The organism is Gemmatimonadota bacterium, from assembly GCA_016704275.1.
GTDB lineage: Bacteria > Gemmatimonadota > Gemmatimonadetes > Gemmatimonadales > GWC2-71-9 > Palsa-1233.
The window spans coordinates 51,145-70,587 of sequence record JADJAK010000002.1; the positions used below are offsets into that span (position 1 = coordinate 51,145).

Annotated in this window: 20 protein-coding genes and 1 pseudogene; 16 read left to right on the plus strand and 5 right to left on the minus strand. The window is 67.9% G+C overall.

Translation table 11 applies throughout. The features are described from left to right. Positions 1 to 55: 55 nt before the first annotated feature. Complete coding sequence (locus IPG05_03975; protein MBK6494250.1) at positions 56 to 1,342, plus strand: citrate synthase; 1,287 nt, start codon at positions 56 to 58, stop codon at positions 1,340 to 1,342. A 106-nt stretch (positions 1,343 to 1,448) separates the two neighbouring features. On the opposite strand, the gene speA is transcribed toward IPG05_03975, so the two are convergent. Beyond that, the gene (speA, locus tag IPG05_03980) at positions 1,449 to 3,395 is read right to left on the minus strand and encodes a biosynthetic arginine decarboxylase (protein ID MBK6494251.1); all 1,947 of its coding nucleotides are present in this window, start codon (positions 3,393 to 3,395) and stop codon (positions 1,449 to 1,451) included. A gap of 179 nt (positions 3,396 to 3,574) precedes the next feature. Here speA and IPG05_03985 point away from each other — a divergent pair, with 179 nt between their 5' ends. Genes IPG05_03985 through IPG05_04005 form a run of 5 tightly spaced genes read left to right on the plus strand, consistent with a single transcriptional unit; the run spans position 3,575 to position 9,194 of the window. Next, positions 3,575 to 4,825 carry an FAD-dependent oxidoreductase gene (locus tag IPG05_03985; protein MBK6494252.1) on the plus strand — a complete coding sequence of 417 codons (1,251 nt, stop codon included), beginning with the start codon at positions 3,575 to 3,577 and terminating at the stop codon, positions 4,823 to 4,825. After that, positions 4,825 to 5,919 carry a CBS domain-containing protein gene (locus IPG05_03990; protein ID MBK6494253.1) on the plus strand — a complete coding sequence of 365 codons (1,095 nt, stop codon included), beginning with the start codon at positions 4,825 to 4,827 and terminating at the stop codon, positions 5,917 to 5,919. Before IPG05_03985 ends, IPG05_03990 begins: the two co-directional genes overlap by 1 nt. Beyond that, positions 5,916 to 7,286 carry a TIGR01777 family protein gene (locus IPG05_03995; protein ID MBK6494254.1) on the plus strand — a complete coding sequence of 457 codons (1,371 nt, stop codon included), beginning with the start codon at positions 5,916 to 5,918 and terminating at the stop codon, positions 7,284 to 7,286. Before IPG05_03990 ends, IPG05_03995 begins: the two co-directional genes overlap by 4 nt. A gap of 3 nt (positions 7,287 to 7,289) precedes the next feature. Beyond that, positions 7,290 to 8,102: a carbohydrate-binding family 9-like protein gene (locus IPG05_04000; GenBank protein MBK6494255.1), complete on the plus strand. Its 813-nt coding sequence runs from the start codon at positions 7,290 to 7,292 to the stop codon at positions 8,100 to 8,102. 9 nt (positions 8,103 to 8,111) lie between these two features. After that, the gene (locus tag IPG05_04005; protein MBK6494256.1) at positions 8,112 to 9,194 is read left to right on the plus strand and encodes a family 10 glycosylhydrolase; all 1,083 of its coding nucleotides are present in this window, start codon (positions 8,112 to 8,114) and stop codon (positions 9,192 to 9,194) included. 9 nt (positions 9,195 to 9,203) lie between these two features. Here IPG05_04005 and IPG05_04010 read toward each other — a convergent pair whose 3' ends face one another. Further along, positions 9,204 to 9,440 carry a helix-turn-helix transcriptional regulator gene (locus tag IPG05_04010; GenBank protein MBK6494257.1) on the minus strand — a complete coding sequence of 79 codons (237 nt, stop codon included), beginning with the start codon at positions 9,438 to 9,440 and terminating at the stop codon, positions 9,204 to 9,206. Between the two features lie 214 nt (positions 9,441 to 9,654). On the opposite strand from IPG05_04010, the gene IPG05_04015 reads away from it, so the two are divergent. The 10 genes and pseudogenes from IPG05_04015 (at position 9,655) to IPG05_04060 (ending at position 17,427) form a co-directional block, all read left to right on the plus strand. Beyond that, positions 9,655 to 10,332: a response regulator transcription factor gene (locus IPG05_04015; protein ID MBK6494258.1), complete on the plus strand. Its 678-nt coding sequence runs from the start codon at positions 9,655 to 9,657 to the stop codon at positions 10,330 to 10,332. A 155-nt stretch (positions 10,333 to 10,487) separates the two neighbouring features. Further along, a complete protein-coding gene (locus IPG05_04020; GenBank protein MBK6494259.1) occupies positions 10,488 to 11,165 on the plus strand; it encodes a response regulator transcription factor in 678 nt (225 codons plus the stop codon). A gap of 176 nt (positions 11,166 to 11,341) precedes the next feature. Next, the gene (locus IPG05_04025; GenBank protein MBK6494260.1) at positions 11,342 to 11,596 is read left to right on the plus strand and encodes a GlsB/YeaQ/YmgE family stress response membrane protein; all 255 of its coding nucleotides are present in this window, start codon (positions 11,342 to 11,344) and stop codon (positions 11,594 to 11,596) included. Positions 11,597 to 11,622: 26 nt separating this feature from the next. Further along, on the plus strand, positions 11,623 to 11,838 hold the full coding sequence (locus IPG05_04030) for a hypothetical protein (protein MBK6494261.1): 216 nt from the start codon (positions 11,623 to 11,625) through the stop codon (positions 11,836 to 11,838). A gap of 80 nt (positions 11,839 to 11,918) precedes the next feature. Further along, positions 11,919 to 12,542 (plus strand): OmpA family protein, encoded by a 624-nt coding sequence (locus IPG05_04035; GenBank protein ID MBK6494262.1) that lies wholly within the window; start codon positions 11,919 to 11,921, stop codon positions 12,540 to 12,542. Positions 12,543 to 12,659: 117 nt separating this feature from the next. After that, positions 12,660 to 13,454: a M48 family metalloprotease gene (locus tag IPG05_04040; GenBank protein MBK6494263.1), complete on the plus strand. Its 795-nt coding sequence runs from the start codon at positions 12,660 to 12,662 to the stop codon at positions 13,452 to 13,454. Further along, a complete protein-coding gene (locus IPG05_04045) occupies positions 13,424 to 13,867 on the plus strand; it encodes a YaiI/YqxD family protein (GenBank protein ID MBK6494264.1) in 444 nt (147 codons plus the stop codon). Before IPG05_04040 ends, IPG05_04045 begins: the two co-directional genes overlap by 31 nt. Before the next feature lie 124 nt (positions 13,868 to 13,991). Further along, complete coding sequence (locus IPG05_04050; GenBank protein ID MBK6494265.1) at positions 13,992 to 15,692, plus strand: type II/IV secretion system protein; 1,701 nt, start codon at positions 13,992 to 13,994, stop codon at positions 15,690 to 15,692. A gap of 199 nt (positions 15,693 to 15,891) precedes the next feature. Further along, complete coding sequence (locus IPG05_04055) at positions 15,892 to 16,230, plus strand: Hpt domain-containing protein (GenBank protein ID MBK6494266.1); 339 nt, start codon at positions 15,892 to 15,894, stop codon at positions 16,228 to 16,230. Next, positions 16,227 to 17,427 (plus strand): annotated as a pseudogene (locus tag IPG05_04060) (EAL domain-containing response regulator). The gene IPG05_04055 and the pseudogene IPG05_04060 overlap by 4 nt, the downstream one beginning before the upstream one ends. On the opposite strand, the gene IPG05_04065 reads toward IPG05_04060, so the two are convergent. The 3 genes from IPG05_04065 to IPG05_04075 all read right to left on the minus strand — a co-directional run bounded on the left by IPG05_04065 (position 17,424) and on the right by IPG05_04075 (position 19,437). Continuing rightward, on the minus strand, positions 17,424 to 17,981 hold the full coding sequence (locus tag IPG05_04065) for a hemerythrin domain-containing protein (protein ID MBK6494267.1): 558 nt from the start codon (positions 17,979 to 17,981) through the stop codon (positions 17,424 to 17,426). The pseudogene IPG05_04060 and the gene IPG05_04065 overlap by 4 nt on opposite strands. A 91-nt stretch (positions 17,982 to 18,072) precedes the next feature. Further along, positions 18,073 to 18,414 (minus strand): hypothetical protein, encoded by a 342-nt coding sequence (locus IPG05_04070; protein ID MBK6494268.1) that lies wholly within the window; start codon positions 18,412 to 18,414, stop codon positions 18,073 to 18,075. Between the two features lie 660 nt (positions 18,415 to 19,074). Then, on the minus strand, positions 19,075 to 19,437 hold the full coding sequence (locus IPG05_04075) for a hypothetical protein (GenBank protein ID MBK6494269.1): 363 nt from the start codon (positions 19,435 to 19,437) through the stop codon (positions 19,075 to 19,077). Positions 19,438 to 19,443 lie beyond the last annotated feature (6 nt).

The window sequence follows — 19,443 nt, forward strand, 5'->3', positions numbered from 1 at the left end:
CTTCCGGCACGCCCGCAGCATCCTGCGCAACACTCTCGACACAGAGAGGACCACGGTGGCCAGCGACACCCTCACCATCACCGACAATCGCACCGGCAAGCAGTATGAAGTGCCGGTGACCGACGACACCATCCACGCGACCGCACTCCGCCAGATCAAGGTCAATGCCGAGGACTTCGGCCTGATGACCTACGATCCGGCGTTCATGAACACGGCCGCCTGCCGCAGCGCGATCACCTTCATCGACGGCGACAAGGGGATCCTCCGCTACCGCGGCTACCCGATCGAGCAGATTGCCGGGCAGGCCTCGTTCCTCGAAGTGGCCTATCTCCTGAGCGCGGGTGAACTGCCGACCCACGAACAGCTGGCCGGGTGGGAACACGACATCCGCTTCCACACCTACGTGCACACCAACATCATCAAGTTCCTCGAAGGGTTCCGCTACGACGCGCACCCGATGGGAATGCTGCTCGGCGCGGTCGGGGCGCTCTCCACGTTCTACCCCGACGCCAAGGACATCCACGATCCGCGCAATCGCTATATCCAGAAGGTCCGGCTCATGGCGAAGTTGCCGACGATCGCGTCGTTCTGCTTCCGGCACGCCCGCGGCCTCCCCTATGAGTTCCCGCGGAACGACCTCGACTACATCGGCAATTTCGTCAACATGACGTTCAGCATCGGCGGCAAGCACGAGCCCAATCCGGTGCTGCAGCGCGCCCTCGAGATCCTGCTGATCCTCCACGCCGACCACGAGCAGAACTGCTCCACCTCGGCGGTCCGCGCCGTGGGCTCCTCCGGCGTCGACCCGTTCTCGGCCGTCTCCGCCGGCATCGCCGCCCTCTATGGTCCGCTGCACGGCGGCGCCAACGAAGCCGTGCTCCGGATGCTTGACGAGATCGGCACCAAGGACCGGATCCCCGCGTTCATCGAGGCCGTCAAGAAGGGCGGCGATCGCCTCATGGGCTTCGGCCACCGCGTGTACAAGTCCTATGACCCGCGCGCCAAGTTGATCAAGCAGGTCGCCTATGACGTCTTCCAGCAGACCGGCCTCAACCCGAAGCTGGAAATCGCCCTGGAACTGGAGCGGATCGCGCTCGAGGACGAGTACTTCATCAGCCGGAAGCTCTACCCGAACGTCGACTTCTACTCCGGCCTGATCTACCAGGCGATGGGCTACCCGACCGACTACTTCACCGTGCTCTTCGCGCTCGGCCGCCTCCCCGGCTGGCTGTCACAGTGGGAAGAGATGATCACCGACAAGGAGCAGAAGATCGCCCGGCCGCGGCAGATCTATACGGGCCCCGAAGAGCGGGAGTTCGTGCCGCTCGTGATGCGCAAGTAAGTCGTAGGTCGTAGGTCGTAGGTCATAGGTCGAACAGCGATGAGGCCGGCTTCCCCAACGGGATGCCGGCCTCACTGACTTACGACTTACGACCTACGACCTACGACTAGTCTTCGGCCAGCTCCCCCTCCAGATACGTATACCCCTCCAGCCCGGCGACGTAGTCGGCAATGTAGGCATTGGCCTCCTGCCGCTTCAGCGCCGACGCGCGGGCCACCTTGCGGCGGAAGGTCGCCAGCAGGTCGGAGGCATGGAACTGGACGTAGGTCAGCACCTCGGTCACGGTGTCGCCGTGGACGAGGTCGGTGATCTCGTAGCCGTGCTCCTTGAGGCGCACGTGCACCGCGTTGGTGTCGCCGAAGAGATTGTGCAGGTCGCCGAGGATTTCCTGGTAGGCACCGGTGAGGAAGATGCCGAGAATGTACGGCTCCCCTTCGCGCCAGGGATGGAGCTCCAGCGACGGCTTGCCCTTGCGCCCGCCGGTGAAGCGGTCGATCACGCCGTCGGAGTCGCAGGTGACGTCCTGGATGGTGCCGCGACGCTCCGGCATCTCGCCGAGCCGGTGGATCGGCATGATCGGGAAGAGCTGGTCGATGGCCCAGTTGTCGGGGACCGACTGGAAGATCGAGAAGTTGCAGAAGTAGCGGTCGACCAGTGTCGTCTCGAGATGCGCTGCGATCTCGGGGTAGGAGGCGCGGTCGTCGCCGATGGCCCCGGCCAACGCGTTGAGCGTGGTCAGGTAGAGCTGCTCGGCGTCGGCGCGTTCGCGCAGGGTATAGACGCCCGTGGCGAAGTACTCCTGGGCGCGTTCCTTGGCGAAGAGTGCGTCGTGGAACGCCTCCTCGACGCGGTCATGGGTGAGCGAGTCGAGATTCTCCTGCATGTCGAGCAACAGCTGCTGCGCATCCTCGCCCAGCGTGACGGGCCGCGGCGCGAACTGCGATTCACAATCGATCACGTTGATGAGCAGCAGCGAGTGGTGCGCCGTGATGGCGCGCCCCGACTCGGAGATGAGGTGCGGCATCGGCACCTCCTCGTCGCGGCAAATGCCGCCGATGGTGTACACCACGTCGTTGGCGTATTCCCGCATGGTGTAGTTCATCGACGCCGGGCGCGTGGAGTGCGAGCCGTCGTAGTCGACCCCGAGCCCGCCCCCGACGTCGACGTGGGTGATGTCGAAGCCCATCTTCCGCAGCTCGACGTAGTAGCGGCCGACTTCGGCGAGCCCCGCCTTCACGAAGCGGATGTCGGTGATCTGCGAGCCAAGATGGAAATGCACCAGCTTGAGGAGGTGTTGCTTCCCGGCCGCCGTGAGGATGTCGAGCAGCCGGACCAGCTCCACGGCGGAGAGGCCGAACTTCGACTTCTCGCCACCGCTCTTGGCCCAGCGACCCGAGCCTTCGGTGGCCAACTTGATCCGAACGCCGACCGTCGGCTCGACACCCATTTCGGCCGCGACCTTCAACAGCACGTCGAGTTCGGTGAGCTGCTCGAGGACGATGATCACCCGATGGCCGAGCTGCTGGCCGATGAGGGCGAGGCGCATGAACTCCTCGTCCTTGTAGCCGTTGCAGATCACCAGGTGCGACGTCGACTCGTGCAGTCCGAGGACCGCCATCAGCTCCGGCTTCGAGCCGCACTCCAGCCCGACGCCGTGCGGCGTGCCGAACTCGACGATCTCCTGGACCACGTGGCGCTGCTGGTTGACCTTGATCGGGTACACCGTGGTGTAGCTTCCCTCGTAGCCGAACTCCTCGATCGCCCCGCTGAAGCGATCGGCCAATTCGGCAATCCGCGACTGCAGGATGTCGGAGAAGCGGAGGAGGAGGGGGAGTCCGACCCCCTGGGCGTTCAGGTCGGTCGCAATCTGGTAGAGGTCGATCCCGTGCTCCGGCGCCCGGTCCGGATGCACCGTCACGTGGCCTTCCTCGTTCACCCGGAAATAGCCGAGGCCCCAGCCCGCCATATTGTACAACTTCTCGGCGTCCGCGACGGTCCAGCGCGACGGATCGGCGTTGGCGGGGAGGACGTACGGGGCGCGGTGCACAGACATCGGCGACTCCAAGGGTGATCGGACACTCGGGGCGACAAAGCTAACGGGCGCGGGCGGCACGGGATAGCGGACCGCCGCCCCCCGGGCGGGGTATCCCAGGCACGAGGTCCACCAGGAGGCAGGATGGCACGATCGGGGAGCGAGGAGGGCCGGAGCCGGCCCCGCGGGGAATCGGCCGGATGACCGCCCCCGTGGTGATCGTCGGCGCCGGGCTGGCAGGGCTTGCGGCGGCGCGCCACCTGACGGCGGCACGTGTGCCGTGCACCGTCCTGGAGGCGAGCGACGGCGTCGGCGGTCGCGTGCGCACCGACACGGTCGACGGCTTCCTCGTGGACCGAGGCTTCCAGGTGTTGCTGACGGCCTATCCCGAATGCCGAGCGGTCCTCGACTACGCGGCGCTCGACTTGTGCGCATTCGAACCCGGTGCGGTCGTTCGCGCGGGCGAGGCGTGGCACCGGCTCGCCGATCCCTTCCGCCGCCCGGGGCCCGCCGTGGCCTCCTTGCTCGACGGGCTGGGTTCCTGGCGTGACAAGGCCGCAGTGCTGCGGCTGCGCCAGCGCGCACTCGAGGGATCGCTCGATGAAATGTTTGCACGCCCCGCGACGTCAGCGCGCACCGTCCTTGAGGCCTTCGGCTTCTCGGCCGACTTCACCACGGCCTTTCTGGAACCGTGGCTCGGCGGGATCTTCCTCGGTCGCGATCTCGCCACCTCGAGCCGCATGCTCGACTTCGTGATGCGAATGATGGCGCAGGGCGACACCGCCATCCCCGCACGCGGCATGGGGGCCATCCCGGCGCAATTGGCCGGGGGACTGCCGCCCGGCACCGTGCAGCTGCACCGCCGCGTCGTGGCGCTCGAAGAGGAGGGCGTGCGGCTCGATGACGGCCAACTCGTCCCCGCCTCCGACATGATCATTGCGACCGAAGGAGACACTGCCGCCACGCTGCTCGGACTCCCGGCTCCGACCCGACCGCGGTCCGCCATCTCGCTGGCATTCGCCGCACCAGCGGCGCCTTGGCGCGGTCGTGACCTCTTGCTGAATGGCGAGGGGCGTGGTCCGATCAACTCGCTTGTCGTCATGAGCGAACTGTCCGCAGGGGTGGCCCCCGCCGGCGAGGCGCTGGTGACGATTGCCGTGATCGACGACCACCCCGAGGGTGACGAGGCGCTGGAGCGTACAGTCCGGCAGCAGGCGTCCACCTGGTTCGGCGCCTCGGTGGCGACGTGGCGTCTGCTGCGGGTGCATCGGATCCGCTACGCTCAACCGGATCAACTGCCCGACGATCTCGACCCCGTCGCCCGGCCGGTGCGGCTGCGCGCGGGCCGGTATGTCGCCGGTGACCATCGCGAGACCGCCTCGCTGCATGGTGCACTGCATTCCGGCCGCCGCGCGGCCGAGGCGCTGCTGCGCGACCGCGGAGCGGCGTGATGTGGTCCATCAGCCTTGGCCGCGTCGGCGAAACCCGGGTGCGCGTGCACGCGACGCTCATCCTGCTGCTCGCCTGGTATGCGTGGGAAGGGTGGCAGGACGCCGGCGCCGCCGGGGCCGCCGATGAACTCGCGTTTCTGGTGCTGCTCTTCCTCTCGGTGTTGCTGCATGAGTTCGGGCACATCTTCGCCGCACGCCACTACGGCATCGGCACGCCCGACGTCCTCCTGACCCCGATCGGCGGCGTGGCACGGATCGCCAACCTCCCCGAGCGGCCGCGCGAGGAGCTGGTGATAGCGCTTGCCGGCCCCGCAGTCACGCTGCTGATCGTCCTCCTCACCGGCGTGGCCGTCGGGCTCCGCTCGGGCTTTGTGCTGCCGCAGGAGTTCGGCAACCTGCCACTGCTCGAATCGCTCTGCTGGACCAACCTGATCCTGCTGGTCTTCAACCTGATCCCGGCCTTCCCGATGGATGGCGGCCGCGTACTGCGCGCGCTGCTGGCCAGTCGACTCGGGCTGGTGCGCGGCACCCGCATCGCCGCGCGCGTCGGCCAGGTCGTGGCGGTCGGCTTCGCGGTCCTGGGCTTCAACGGCGCTCCGATGCTGTTGCTGATCGCGCTCTTCGTCTTCCTCGGCGCGCAGGCCGAGCTGCAGATGGTGCAACAGCGACACGTGAGCAACGAGCAGACGGCCGCGCGATTGACCACCACCGACGTCCGCGTCCTCGCACCGCACCGTCGGCTGCAGGACGTCGTGGCGCTCTTCGCCCACGGGCAGCAGTCGGCCTTCCCCGTCACCTCACCCGCCGGCGAACTGCTCGGCGTGCTGACCCGCGATGACGTGCTCCACGGCATCGCGGTGCACGGGGTCGATGCCCCGGTGGCGTCGGCGATGGTGCCACCACGCGATGACCACGTGGTACAGGTGGACGCGCCGTTGCTCGCCGCCGCGCAACAGCTCTTTGCCTCCGACCGCGAGGCGCTGCCGGTGATTGATGCCGATGGCCGCTTCGTCGGGCTGATCACGCGGGAGCACGTCACCGATGTGCTGCTGGTCCGCCAGCTGCGCGCGGGCGGCTCACCGACGCCCGCATGAGCCGCCCGGTGGTGGTGGCACGGCGGACGCCGATGGCCACCACGGCAGGCGCACTTTGGCGATGGCACGCTGCCCCGGGCGCGTTCGAGCGCTTGCGACCGCCCTGGGAGCAGGTGGAGATCCTCGCCAGGAGTGGCGATGCGCTGACGGAGGGCCTGCAGGTGACGCTGCGACTTCGCCGGGGTCCGATCGCCCTCCGCTGGGTCCTTCGTCACGAGGCCGTAGAACCCGGGGTCGGCTTCGACGACGTGCAGGTGCGCGGCCCCTTTGCGACGTGGCATCACGCGCACCGCTTCCGCGATCACCCCGACGGCGCCCTGCTCGACGACACCATCACGGCGAGCCTGCCCGGTGGGTTGCTGGGCCGCGCCATCGGCGCACCGATCCTGGCGCGCCAACTCGACCGGATGTTCCGCTACCGTCACGACGTCACCCGCCACGACCTGGAGCAGCAGATGACCACCCCACTCGCACCGATGCGGATCGCCATCACCGGCGCATCGGGGATGGTCGGCACGGCCCTGACCCCGTTCCTCACCGCACAGGGGCACACCGTCGTCCCGGTGTCGCGCCGCGCGCTCCCGGGAGGGATCCGATGGGATCCCGAGGCAGGCGTCATCCGCGCCGCCGACTTCGAGGGACTCGACGCGGTCATCCACCTCGCCGGCGAGAACATCGCGGCGGCGCGGTGGACACCGGCCCGGAAGGAGGCGCTGCGCCACAGCCGCATCGGCCCGACGCAACTGCTGGCCCAGACGCTGGCCGGACTGACGCAGCCACCACGGGTGTTGCTCTCCGTCTCCGCGATCGGGATCTATGGCGATCGCGGCGACGAGGCGCTGACGGAGCAGAGTTCCCTTGCCGGCGATTTTCTCGGGCAACTTGGGCAGGCATGGGAAGCCGCGGCCGCACCGGCCGCCGCTGCGGGCATTCGCGTGGTGCACCCGCGCTTCGGGATCATCCTCACCCCCGAGGGCGGCGCACTGGCGAAGATGCTGCCGACCGCGCGCCTCGGGCTGGGCGGCCCGCTCGGCGGCGGCCGCCAGTGGATGAGCTGGATCGCCCTCGATGACGTCCTCGGCGCGATCCACCACCTGCTGGCGCACGACGAAATCGCCGGGGCCGTCAACACGGTGGCACCGACCGCCGTGCGCAACGCCGACTTCGCCACGACCCTGGGCCGCGTGCTCTCGCGGCCGGCGATCCTCCCGGTACCCGCGGTGGCGTTGAAGCTGCTCTTCGGCGAGATGGCGGAGGCGACGCTGCTCGCCAGCACGCACGTCCGGCCTGACGTCCTGTCCGCGAGCGACTATCAATTCCGGTACCCCGCGCTCGAGCCAGCGCTGCGCCACCTGCTCGGACACTGAGGAATGCAGATGCAGCGGCGATGGATCCGCCTGGCACTCGTGACCTGCTGCCTCCCAGCGCACGCGGCGGCGCAGGCCCAGCCTCGCAGCTATCAGGCCCCGTATCTCGTCTCGGCCCCGAGCATCGACGGGCGGCTCGATGAAGCCGCCTGGCGTGGCGTCCCCTGGAGCGACGCCTTCGTCGACATCGAGGGCAGCGCCAAACCCGCGCCGACCTGGCGAACGCGCATGAAGCTCGCGTGGGATGCCGGGCATCTCTACATCGCCGCCGACCTCGAGGAGCCCGATCTCTGGGCGACGCTGACCACACGCGATGCCGTCATCTTTCATGACCACGATTTCGAGTGGTTCATCGATCCCGATGGCGACGCGCTGCGCTACTTCGAATTCGAGATCAACGCCCTCGGCACCGTGTGGGACCTCTTCCTCGACAAGCCGTATCGCTTCGGCGGCAAGGCCGACAATACCTGGACCATCACCGGCCTGCGCTCTGCCGTGCACCTCGATGGCACCCTCAACGATCCGCGCGACCGCGACCGCGGCTGGACCATCGAGTTGGCGATCCCGTGGGCGGCCTTCGCCGATGGCGGACGCACCACCATCCCTCCGACGCCCGGGAGTCGGTGGCGGATCAACTTCTCCCGCGTCGAGTGGGATCTGGATGTCATCGACGGCGGGTACGCGCGACGCCGCGGCGCCGACGGCAAGCTCCTTCCCGAACACAACTGGGTCTGGACACCGCAGGGACTCATCAACATGCACGTCCCCGAACAGTGGGGGTACGTTGAGTTCCTCCCTCCAACGCGCACCCCATGAGGCGCCACGATGACTGATCGCCGTTCGTTCCTTGCCTCCGTGGGCGCCGGCTTGGTGGCCGGCCGCGCCCTCCCCCTGCTCCAGGGCATCGATGGCCGCGCCCAATTCAGCGCCTGGACCTGGGTGCATGGTGGCGGTGCCGTGGACCTAGCGGGGTGGCGCACGCGCTACGCCCGACTGCGCGCCGCCGGAATCTCCGGCGTACTGGTGGGCGGCGGGAGCCTCGCGATGCATGCCGAGGCGGCCCATGCGGAGGGGATGGTGCTGCACGCCTGGACCTGGACGATGAACCGGAGTGGCGACAAGGCGGTGAAGGAGGCGCATCCGGCGTGGTTCTCGGTGAGTCGCGAGGGGAAGAGCTCACTCACCTCGCCTCCGTACGTCGGCTATTACCAGTGGCTCTGTCCCACCCGGCCGCCGGTGCGAGAATACCTCGCGGGCGTCATCGACCGCATCGCGGCGACGCCGGGCGTGGACGCGGTGCACCTCGACTACATCCGGCACCCCGACGTGATCCTGCCGCGCAATCTCTGGGAGCAGTACAAGCTGGTGCAGGACCATGAGATGCCGCCCTACGACTTCTGCTATTGCGAGGCGTGCCGCGAGCGGTTCGGCAAGGAGACCGGGCGGGACCCGATGGCGCTCGCCGACCCGGCGGCCGACGTCGAGTGGCGCCGCTTCCGCTGGCGGATGGTGACCGAGACCGTCGAGGTGCTGGCCCGCGCCACCCACGCGCAGGGGAAGGCGATCTCGGCGGCCGTCTTCCCGACGCCGACGATTGCGCGCGCGCTGGTGCGGCAGGAGTGGGATCGCTGGCCGCTCGACCTCGTCTTCCCGATGCTCTACCACTCCTTCTATCGAGAGCCGGTGGAGTGGATCGGCAAGGGCGTGGCGGAAGGGGTGGCGGCACTGCCGACCGCGACGCCGCTGGTGGCGGGCGTCTACCTCCCCGACCTGCCACCGGAGGCTCTCGGGCGCGCCATGCGATCGGCACGGGAGGGTGGCGCGAGTGGGGTGGCGATGTTCGAGATGGGAGGGCTGACGGACGCACATCTGGCCATCGTGCGTCGCGAACTGCTCGGGGCGGGGTGAGGACCGAGCCTACTTGACGGGCCGGGCCTTCTTCCGTTGCTCCGGCACCCACTCCAGGAGCTCCCCGGGCTGGACATCGAGCGCCTCGCAGATCCGGTCCAGCGTGTCGGCCGTGAAGCGGCCGAACTGCTGGTCGGGATCGGCCAGGCGGTAGGCGGTCGGGGCGGAGAGCCCCGTGACCTGGGCCAGGCGGTACGGCGTCCAGCCCTTCTTCTTGAGGATCGCCGCGAGACGGAAGCGGAGCATGGCAGACACCAGAATGCGGGAAGCGGGCGTAGTAATACCCAAGCTCAATAATATTACAAGTAATTACGTATAACAATACTTCCCTTTGGCCTTAATTATATCCGGCAATATTTCAACTTGACAATATTAACGTCTGGCGTTATCATCCCTCTTGCATCCCTGTGCGCTCTCGCGCGCTGATGCTGCAGGTGGAGTACCCAGCCAGGCGGCACCCGTGACAGGCCTCATTTCGGTCGTCCTGATCGACGACAATCGTCTCCTTCGTGAAGGTCTCGCGGTCCTGATCCGCAAGCAGCCCGGCTTCCTCGTCCTCGCGGCCTCGGCCGACATCGACGATGTTCTCCAGACCGTGCGCGACGCGAAGCCCTCCGTCGTCCTGCTCGACTTTTCGCTCGAGAACCACGACTCGCTCCGCGTCACCGGCACCGTGCACCAGGAGGTGCCGGAGGCGAAGGTGATCGTCATGGGCCTCCTCCCCGCCCAGGAGGATGTTGCCGACTTCGTGACGGCCGGTGCCTCCGGCTTCATCATGAAGGACGCGTCGTTCGATGACTTCCTGGCCACGATTCGCGGCGTCGCCGCCGGGCAGCAGATCCTCCCGCCGGAACTCACGAACTCGCTGTTCAGCCAGATCGCCGCGCTGGCCATCCGGAAGGGGAAGCCGCGACTGCTCGAGGCGGTCGGCCTGACGGAACGCGAGCGCCAGGTGATCGACCTGATCGGCGAAGGGCTCAGCAACAAAGAGATCGCCGCGCGGCTCCACATCGCGGTGCACACCGTCAAGAGCCACGTCCACAACGTCCTCGAGAAGCTGGCGCTGCGCACGCGGCTCGAGGTGGCGGCCTTTACGCGGGGCATCAGCCGATATGCGGATACCCGCGCAACCAGCTAGCCCCTTCGATGGAGGAGCGGACTAGTCCCCCTGCCAACCTCTCGGTCGATGGTCGACCGGGAGGTTTTCGGCGTAGAATTGTCGGTAGCGGTGCGCGTGCCTCCCTCGGCGCTCCCGAGTGCAATGCCAACGGCGGGACCTGACAGGCGGTGCCGATGCCGACCCCGATTTCCGTGGTGCTCATCGACGACAATCGCCTGCTCCGCGAGGGGCTGGCCATCCTGATCCGGGAGCAACCCGGCTTCCTTGTGCTGGCCGCCTTCGCCGATATCGACGATGCCCTCCAGCTGGTCCGTGACGCGAAGCCGAACGTGGTCCTGCTGGACTTTTCGCTCGAGGACCACGACTCCCTCCGCGTCACCGGCACCGTGCACAAGGAAGTGCCCGACGCGAAGGTGATCGTCATGGGACTCCTGCCGGCGCAACAGGACATCGCCGACTTCGTGACCGCCGGCGCCTCCGGTTTCATCATGAAAGACGCCTCGCTTGAGCAGTTCGTCACGACGATTCTAGGCGTTGCAGCTGGGCAGCAGGTCCTCCCGCCCGAGCTCACCACCTCCCTCTTCTCCCAGATCGCCTCGTTGTCGATCCGGAAGGGACAGCCGCGCGTGCTCGAGACGGAGGGGCTGACCGAACGGGAGCGTCAGGTCATCGACCTGATCGGGAGCGGACTGAGCAACAAGGAGATCGCCGCGCGGCTGCATATCGCCGTGCACACTGTCAAGAGCCACGTCCACAACGTCCTGGAAAAGCTGGCGCTGCGGACCCGGCTCGAGGTCGCGGCGTTCACCCGCGGTGGCGCGACGCATCCGCACAATCGGCCAACGCAGTAGCTCCTTCGATGGAGCAGGGCCTAGTCCGAAATTCCGCCACTTGGCCGATGGTTGTTCCGCGCGCCTAGCCATACCTTAGGAGTCCACGCACGTCTTCAACGGGGCCAGGCCCAACCGCCTGACCTCGTCCCGCCCCCCGCACGGGGGTGTCGACGTCACGCGAAAGGACGTCTCCCATGGACATCGTTGCTTGGCTCGTCGTCGGCCTCCTGGCGGGGCTGCTGGCCTCCTTTGCCGTCGGCGGCGTGGGCTACGGCCTGCTCGGCGACATCATCATCGGCATTGTCGGTGCCTTCGTCGGGGGTTGGCTGTTCGGCTGGCTCGGCATCGTGACGCCGTTTCGTGGGCTTGCGGGCACCATATTCGTCGCCTTTGTGGGCGCAGTCGTCCTGCTCCTCGTGCTGCGGGCCCTCCGCCCGCGACGCGCCTGACCCGTCCCTTCGACCCGAGAGCGTTCATGCGCCCCCTGAGTCTTGCTGGTATCGCCCTGATCTGCGTCGGCGCCTTCCTGCTCATTCGCGGCGGCACCTTCACGACGCGCCGTGACGTCCTCGAAGTCGGCGACGTGAAGCTGACCGCCGACGAGAAGCAGACCATCCCGCCCTGGGTGGGCGGCGTGGCCATCATCGCCGGCGTCGTGGTCGTGGCGGCCGGCATGCGCAAGAATGGTTGATCGCCAACGTGCACGTCCATGCATGACCCGGCCGAGGAGGCCCGCATGACCCGCTCAACCCATGGTACCGTTCTCTCGCTCTGACCATCGCCACCCTGGCGAGTTGCGCCACCAACGCCCAGACCGGCGCTGCCGTCGGGGCCGGTGGCGGCGCCGTCGTTGGCGGTGTGATCGGCAAGGTGGCCGGCTCGACCGCCAAGGGTGCCATCATCGGCGCGGTCGTCGGCGGCACGGCCGGCGCGTTGATCGGCGCGCGCATGGACCGGCAGGCGCAGGAGCTGAAGCAGAACATCCCCGGTGCGACGGTCGAGCGTGTCGGCGAAGGGATCCAGGTCACCTTCGCGTCCGGGCTGTTGTACGACTTCGACTCCGACGCCGTGAAGGCGGAGGCGCAGTCGAATCTGCGCGCCCTGGCCGGCAGCCTCGACAAGTACCCCGACACTGACTTGGTGATCATCGGGCACACGGACCAGGTCGGGTCCTCGGCCTACAATCAGGGCCTCTCGGAGCGGCGATCGGCCGCCGCCGCGCGCTACCTCACGTCGCAGGGCGTGAGCGGCGCACGAATCGCGACCCGGGGCCTCGGCGAGTCGGAGCCGGTCGCGAGCAACGAGACCGAAGCGGGGCGTTCGGCCAATCGTCGCGTCGAGGTCGCCATCTTCGCGAACGCGGCGGCGCGGGCGAAGGCCGGCGGGCAACAGTGATCCTGGCGGGACTGCTGCGGTCGCGTGGATGGCGATGGCCAGCGCCGGCTGTGCCATCGCAGCAGCAGGAAGTGCAATTGGCGCCGACTCAGCGCCCAGATCGCGACGCAACTCCCGTTGGTCAAGGACGCGCAGGTCGTGCGCTACATCACGCAGCTGGGCGAGCAGTTGGCGGCCGCCACCGATACGCGCGGCCTGACCTGGCACTTCACCGTGGTCGACAGCCGCGAAGTGAACGCGTTTGCGGTGCCGGGCGGCTGGATCTATGTCAATCGCGGCCTGATCGAGCGCGCCGAGAACATGAGCCAGGTCGCCGGCGTGCTGGCCCACGAGATCGGGCACGTCACCCGGCGGCACTCGGTGCAGCAGATGCAGCAGGCCCAGGGCGCCAACAGCGGCGTCTCGCTGCTCTGCACCCTCACCAAGGTCTGCAACAGCAGCACCGGGCAAGCGGCGATCAACCTCGGAGGGACCGCGCTCTTTGCGAAGTTCTCGCGGCGCGACGAGTCCGAGGCCGACGCCGAGGCGGTGGCCACCACGATCAAGGCCGGGATCGACCCCAGCGGCATCCCGGGGATGTTCCGCATCCTGCTCAGCGAACAGCAGCGCAACCCGGAGCGCCCTCGAGGGATTCTTCCTGACCCACCCACTCGCGGCGGATCGGGTCACGGCGACCGAAGCACTGATTGCCGCCTATCCCCCGAATGCGCTCCGTGCACTGACCAAGGAAACGACCGCGTTCCAGGCCTTTCGCCGACGGCTCCTCGCGCTCCCCTCCCCGACCGTCAAGACGCCGTGAGTGGCGGGGTGAGTATGCTTCGGCGATCGGAATCCCTCGCCGGAGGCGCGTGCTGCAACCGCAGGTCAGCCGCACCATCTGGATCGATGCCGACGCCACGCCGCGCGACGTGAAGGAGATCGTCTTTCGCGCGGCGAAGCGACTCGCCCTCCCCACGATCCTGGTCGCCAATCAACGACTCGACACGCCCCCGGGGAATCCGCAGATCACCGCCGTGCGCGTCGACGGCGGCGCCGACGTGGCCGATGACTACATCGTGGCGCATGCGGTGGCCGGCGACCTCGTCGTCACGCAGGACATTCCCCTCGCCGCGCGACTCGTTCCCGCCGGCATCACGGTCCTCGATCCGCGCGGCGAGGAGCACACCGAAGAGACCATCGGCGAGCGCCTCTCGATCCGCAACCTGATGGAGTCATTCCGAGGCGCCGGGGTGCTCACTGGCGGTCCCCCGCCCTTCGACCAGCGCGCCAAGCAGGCCTTCGCCGCGGCGCTCGATCGTGCGCTGATGCGGCGGCGTACGTCCTGACGGAGCGCAATCCCGATTCGTGCCGCGGGAATTGCACGAGTCCACGGTGCATCGCGTCGCGGGCACCGGTATCTTCGAGTGAGAGCGATCGACCGGCAGGCACCGCGCGACGGGAGAGTGGTCCGTGACGGAGACACCGCACAAGCGACTCGGCGATGCATTGCTCGACGCCGGGCTCGCCACGAGCGACGAACTGACTGCAGCGGCGGCCGAGGGGAAGGCGAGTCACCACCGGCTCGGCGAGGTGCTGATCGACCACGGCATCACCGAGGAGCGCGACGTCTATCGCGCGCTCGCGGCGCTGCACGGCCTCTCGTTCCAGAACAGCGACGACCTCCTCGCGCGCATCGACCCCGCGCTGGCGCATGCCGTGCCGCAGCGATTCCAGGAGTTCCACAAGGTCATCCCGATTGTGCTCGATGGCCACGATCTTGTGGTGGCCACGAGCGACCCGCTGATCCTCGTCCCGGAGCTCGGCGCGGCGCTCGGGGCCAAGCAGGTCAGCCGCATTGTCGTGACCCCAACCGACTTGCGACGGCTGCGGATGGCGATCACGCTGGAGCAGGCCGGACGATCGCAGCAGCCGGCCCCGGCGCAACGGCAGGCCGCCGATCTGCTCTTCGTCGATCCGGTCGCGACCGAATCGGCGCAACGGTTGCTTGATGGACTCCTGCTGGATGCCGTCGCGGAGCGGGCCAGCGACATCCACATCGAGACGTACCGAGGCCAGACGCGGATCCGCATTCGGGTCGACGGCGACCTCCGGGACCTGACGCACTATCGACTCACCGACCTGCAGCGCCTCGGACTCGTCAATGTCATCAAGGTGCGCGCCGACCTCGACATCGCCGAGCACCGCCTGCCGCAGGGTGGGCGGTTCGTCACGCGCTCGGGCAAGCAGGTCTTCGACCTCCGCGTGCAGACCCAACCGTGCCTCCACGGTGAACACGTGGTGATGCGGCTGCTGCCGCAGGACACCACGATCGTCGGCGTGGACGAGCTCGGCTTTCCGCCCGAGATCGCCAAGACCTATCGGCGGCTCTTCGAATCCCCCGGCGGCCTCATTCTCGTCGTCGGCCCGACCGGATCCGGCAAGTCCACGACCCTCTATGCCGGATTGCAGCTGCTCGCCGCCGACGCAACGCGCAAAGTGATCACCATCGAGGACCCGATCGAGTATGCCCTCGACGGCATCCAGCAGACGCAGGTCAAGCCGGAGATCGGCTTCGAGTTTGCGCACGCCATGCGCGCCTTCGTCCGCGAAGATCCCGACGTGATCCTGCTCGGCGAGATCCGTGATGGCGAGACCGCGCTCGAAGCGCTGCGTGCCTCGCAGACGGGACACCTCGTGCTCTCCACCCTGCACTGCAACGACACCGTCGATGCGGTGCAGCGATTGGTCGATCTCGGCATGCATCGCAATTCCATCGGATCGGAATTGCTGGCCGTCTTCTCGCAGCGGCTGGCCCGGCGCGTCTGCGAGGGTTGTCGCGCGCCAACCACACCGCCGCAGGCCATGGTGGATGAGGTCTTTCCCGGCGGCGTGCCGGCCACGATGCACTTCTTCGCCGGCACCGGATGCGAGCACTGTCGCGGGACGGGATGCTACGGGCGGATCGCCGCGATCGAGTACCTGCCCGCCTCGCCGGCGCTGCGGCAGGCCATTGCCCGCGGGGCGACGGTGGATGAACTGCGAGGGGTGGCGCTCGAGGCGGGCCTCCTCCCGCTCCGCGACCACGCGCTGATGCTGGTGGACGAGGGGCTGATTCCGCTCGGCGAACTGCGCACCATGCTGCCGCCGGAGCGGCTTGCCCCAGAACGCTGAGCCGATGGGCAGGGGACGGGTGCCTGCGAGTGGCGGCACCCGTTGACGCGCGGGGGTATACCTTTCGGATGGCCATTGCGGCAGGCCAGCCCCACCCGTTCGCGTCGAGTCGGTCCCGGAGCGCTGCATGCACTGGATGCCACCCCCAGACCAGTCAGCATCAGACCCCCACGCCCCGCCGGATAACGGCGATGGACGGGTGATCGTCGACGTGCGCGTGCTCGAGGAGTTGGTCGGCCACGAGCCCGAGATTGTCCGGGATTTCCTCCTCCAGTACCGCACCAGCGCGCGCGCCATCATGACGGACTTTCGCCGTGGGCAGGCCGCCGGCGACCTGGTCACCATGAGCCGAGCCACCCACAAGTTGAAGTCCTCCGCACGCGCCATCGGCGCCGGCGGCCTCGGCGACGTCTGTGCCCGGATCGAGGGCGCGGCGGCGGCTGGGGATGCGCAGGCCGTGACGACGTTGTGCCCCGAGCTCGAGCGCAGCGTCGCCGCCGTCGAGGTGGCCATCGACCGCCTGGTGGGGGCAGCATGAAGATCCTGGCCGTCGATGATGAGCCGTTTGCGCTGCGGCTGATTACGCACCAACTCGGGCGCCTGGGCTTCGCGGACGTGCTCGCCCATGAGCGCGCGACCGATGCGCTCGCGCTGCTCCAGCAGGACATCCGCGCCGTCGATCTGATCCTGCTGGACCTGCAGATGCCGGAGATGGACGGGGTGGAGTTTGCGCGGCACCTTGGCGAACTGCATTTCGCCGGATGCGTGATCCTGATCAGCGCCGAAGATGGCCGAATCATCGAGACGGTCCGGAAGCTGGCCCGGGCGCACAACCTGGATGTCCGGGGGGCGCTCCACAAGCCGGTGATGCCCGACCAATTGCAGCGGCTGCTCGAAGAGCTGCCGCGGCCGTCGGAGCGTGCAATCCGCCCGCCACGACGCGAGTATTCGCCTGTCCGCCTGTTGCAGGCGATCGGACAGGGCGAGCTGATCAACGTCTACCAACCACAGGTGGAATTGGCCACCGGCCACGTCGTCGGGGTCGAGACGCTGGTGCGCTGGCAGCACCCGGAGGACGGGCTGGTCGGTCCGGAGCACTTCGTCCCCTTGGCCGGAAGAGCACCACCTCATCGACGACCTGACCCGCTCGATGCTCGGCCGGGCCCTGATGCAGGCACGCGCCTGGGACGAGTCCGGGCTGCGCGTGCACATCGGCGTGAACGTCTCCATGGACAATCTCGGCGCGCTCGACTTCCCTGATTTCGTCGCCCGCGCGCTGGCCACGGCCGGCGTCCCGCCGACGCACCTCGTCCTTGAGGTGACCGAGAGCCGATTGATGACGAATGCCCTCGCGGCGCTCGACATTCTGACGCGCCTCCGCCTGAAACACATCGGCCTCTCGATCGACGATTTCGGCACCGGGCACTCGTCGCTGGCGCAGCTGCGCGACATCCCCTTTGACGAACTCAAGCTCGACCGGAGCTTCGTGCACGGGGCGCACCACGACAGTGCGAACCGCGCCATCCTTGAGGCCAATCTGGGCCTGGCACGCCAGTTGGGCATCCGGTCGGTGGCAGAGGGGGTCGAGGATCGCGATGACTGGGACCTGCTGCGGTCGCTGCGGTGCGACGTGGCGCAGGGCTACTTCATTGCCCGGCCGATGGCCGGCAGCGCCATCGTCCCGTGGGTGGCCGAGTGGGAAGCGCGCCGCGCCGATCTCATCGGCGCGGCCTAGTTCAGGGGAGGTAGTGCTGGGCGAGCTTCCTGCCGTAGTACATGCCGAACGCCGTCCCGACCATGCTCACCATGAAGGCCGTGAAGAGCCCCGCGAGCGACCCCAGCCACCAGCCGAGCCAGCCGCCAATCGTCATGCCGAGCAGCGAGAAGAGGCGGCTCATGCCACCGGCACATGGGGGCGGAGCTTGACGTCAATCCGGCAGATGTGGTCGGCGAGCCACCCCTCCAACGTGTCCACGAGGGTTTCTCGCATCCGCCGCGTCGAAGCCGCGCGGCGTACCGGACATTGAACTCCTCCAGCATCCCGACGAAGATGGCATGGGCCACCTTGTTGTCGGCGGCAACCGGGCAGACGAAGCGCGCCATGCACCCCTCCTCATACGAGAAGTGGCTCACCACGTACAGCTCGAGCGACTCCAACAACCCGGCGTAGACGCGTTCGCCGCGCGACTCATCCAGCGCGTCCCGGAAATCGGCTGCCATCGCGAAGAGCATCTTGTGTTGGTCATCGATGCGACTGACCCCAGTCGCGAATGCCTCGGACCATTTCATCCTGCGTCACCCCTGGCGGTGGTCTCTCTCACATCCCCAGTGAGAGTACCCGGTCCATCGCCGATTGCCAACAAGTGGCGCCGCGCGTGGGTCATCGGCGGTAGATCCGCGCTGCGGTGGTGAACGCGCCACCCCCCTGCTGATTGCCCACGAAGACTTCGACCATGAGCCGATCGTCGGCCGTCAGCTGGACCAGCATCAACCCGTACTGGATCGTGGTGCTCTCGGTGTACATCAGCCGATACGCTACCAGCCCGGAGGCGACGGAGACGGTCGCGGGCGGCGGGGCATCCTCCGGAATGCCCCAGATCCCGGGCGGTGCCACCGTGCCACCGATCGAAATGCGCACCACCCGGGGATCGACCTCGTCAAAGACGAACGCCAACGACTTGGGCCACCCCGCCGGGCCCGATGCGGTCTGATCGACCGGCACACTCTCCTCAAACCAGTTGCCGACCAATCGCCCGGCGACGTTTGGTCGGGATACCGCGCGGGCACCAGGAAGCCGCGTCGCGTGGTGCGGAGGTCGTACGCACCGAGGTCGAGCGAGCCACCGGGGTTGGTGGTCCCGATCTGGTCGCCGGCCTGCACGATCGATCCGACCTTGAGTGTCGGGAGCGGCTGGAGATGGTCGATGTAGTAGGAGAAGTCCCTGGTCGAGATGAACTGGACTTTCCAATCATCACCGGCCTGATGGAGCATGAAATTCACGGCGCCAGTGGCGGGGGCGTACACTGGCAGCACCGCCGTGGACGGCACGATCGGCCGCTGATCGAAGTTGACCTGGTAGAAGTAGACGTGATCGGTGGGGAGGACATGCCCCGGCGGCGCCAGATGACCCAGCGGCACCAGCAATGGGATTCGGTCGAGGTCGAGTGGCGAGATGGTGAATTGCGCGACGCCGTTCGGGGGGCTGCACGCCGCCCTCGGGGTCAGGGCCGGTCCCCATCCCCGCCGCAGGCGGCGAGCAGGAGAGAGTGGCCGCGGCACTCCCGGACACAGGACCGCACGGGATGCTCCTTGGAGGGTGGCGGGGGGCATCCCCGGAATTCGGATGCCTCCCTCACCCCACCCCGTGCATCAAACGGGCCGCTTACCGCAGGTAGAGATACAATCCGTAGAGCCAGACGCCGGCGCCGACAAAGGTGATCACCCCTTCATCGAGCAGGAGTCCGGTCACGATCGCCGCCCCGCCCACGATCATCAGGGTGCTCGATTGTCCACGGGCAGCCCGAGCGGCGGAGGGCGCGCCCGCATCGGCCACCAACTCGGCTGCCACGGCAGCCGTTGTGGATGGCGCCGCCAGCCTGGCAGGCATCGGAGTCACCACGAACGGTGCGGCGACCTTGGCGGGAGGGGCGGTGATCCCTTGGGCGGTGAGCCCTTGGGCAGTGAGCCCACCGGCCAGAACGAAGGCAAGGGCGGTTGAACTCAGGATGATGCGCAGTGGTGGCATGTTACT

Excerpts from the sequence above, each read along its gene's own strand:
- IPG05_03985 (MBK6494252.1), top strand. The coding sequence starts at position 3,575 with ATGACCGCCCCCGTGGTGATCGTCGGCGCCGGGCTGGCAGGGCTTGCG.
- IPG05_04075 (MBK6494269.1), bottom strand. The coding sequence starts at position 19,437 with ATGCCACCACTGCGCATCATCCTGAGTTCAACCGCCCTTGCCTTCGTT.
- speA (MBK6494251.1), bottom strand. The coding sequence starts at position 3,395 with ATGTCTGTGCACCGCGCCCCGTACGTCCTCCCCGCCAACGCCGATCCG.
- IPG05_04020 (MBK6494259.1), top strand. The coding sequence starts at position 10,488 with ATGCCGACCCCGATTTCCGTGGTGCTCATCGACGACAATCGCCTGCTC.
- IPG05_03995 (MBK6494254.1), top strand. The coding sequence starts at position 5,916 with ATGAGCCGCCCGGTGGTGGTGGCACGGCGGACGCCGATGGCCACCACG.
- IPG05_04030 (MBK6494261.1), top strand. The coding sequence starts at position 11,623 with ATGCGCCCCCTGAGTCTTGCTGGTATCGCCCTGATCTGCGTCGGCGCC.
- IPG05_04065 (MBK6494267.1), bottom strand. The coding sequence starts at position 17,981 with ATGAAATGGTCCGAGGCATTCGCGACTGGGGTCAGTCGCATCGATGAC.
- IPG05_04005 (MBK6494256.1), top strand. The coding sequence starts at position 8,112 with ATGACTGATCGCCGTTCGTTCCTTGCCTCCGTGGGCGCCGGCTTGGTG.
- IPG05_03990 (MBK6494253.1), top strand. The coding sequence starts at position 4,825 with ATGTGGTCCATCAGCCTTGGCCGCGTCGGCGAAACCCGGGTGCGCGTG.
- IPG05_04025 (MBK6494260.1), top strand. The coding sequence starts at position 11,342 with ATGGACATCGTTGCTTGGCTCGTCGTCGGCCTCCTGGCGGGGCTGCTG.
- IPG05_04000 (MBK6494255.1), top strand. The coding sequence starts at position 7,290 with ATGCAGATGCAGCGGCGATGGATCCGCCTGGCACTCGTGACCTGCTGC.
- IPG05_04010 (MBK6494257.1), bottom strand. The coding sequence starts at position 9,440 with ATGCTCCGCTTCCGTCTCGCGGCGATCCTCAAGAAGAAGGGCTGGACG.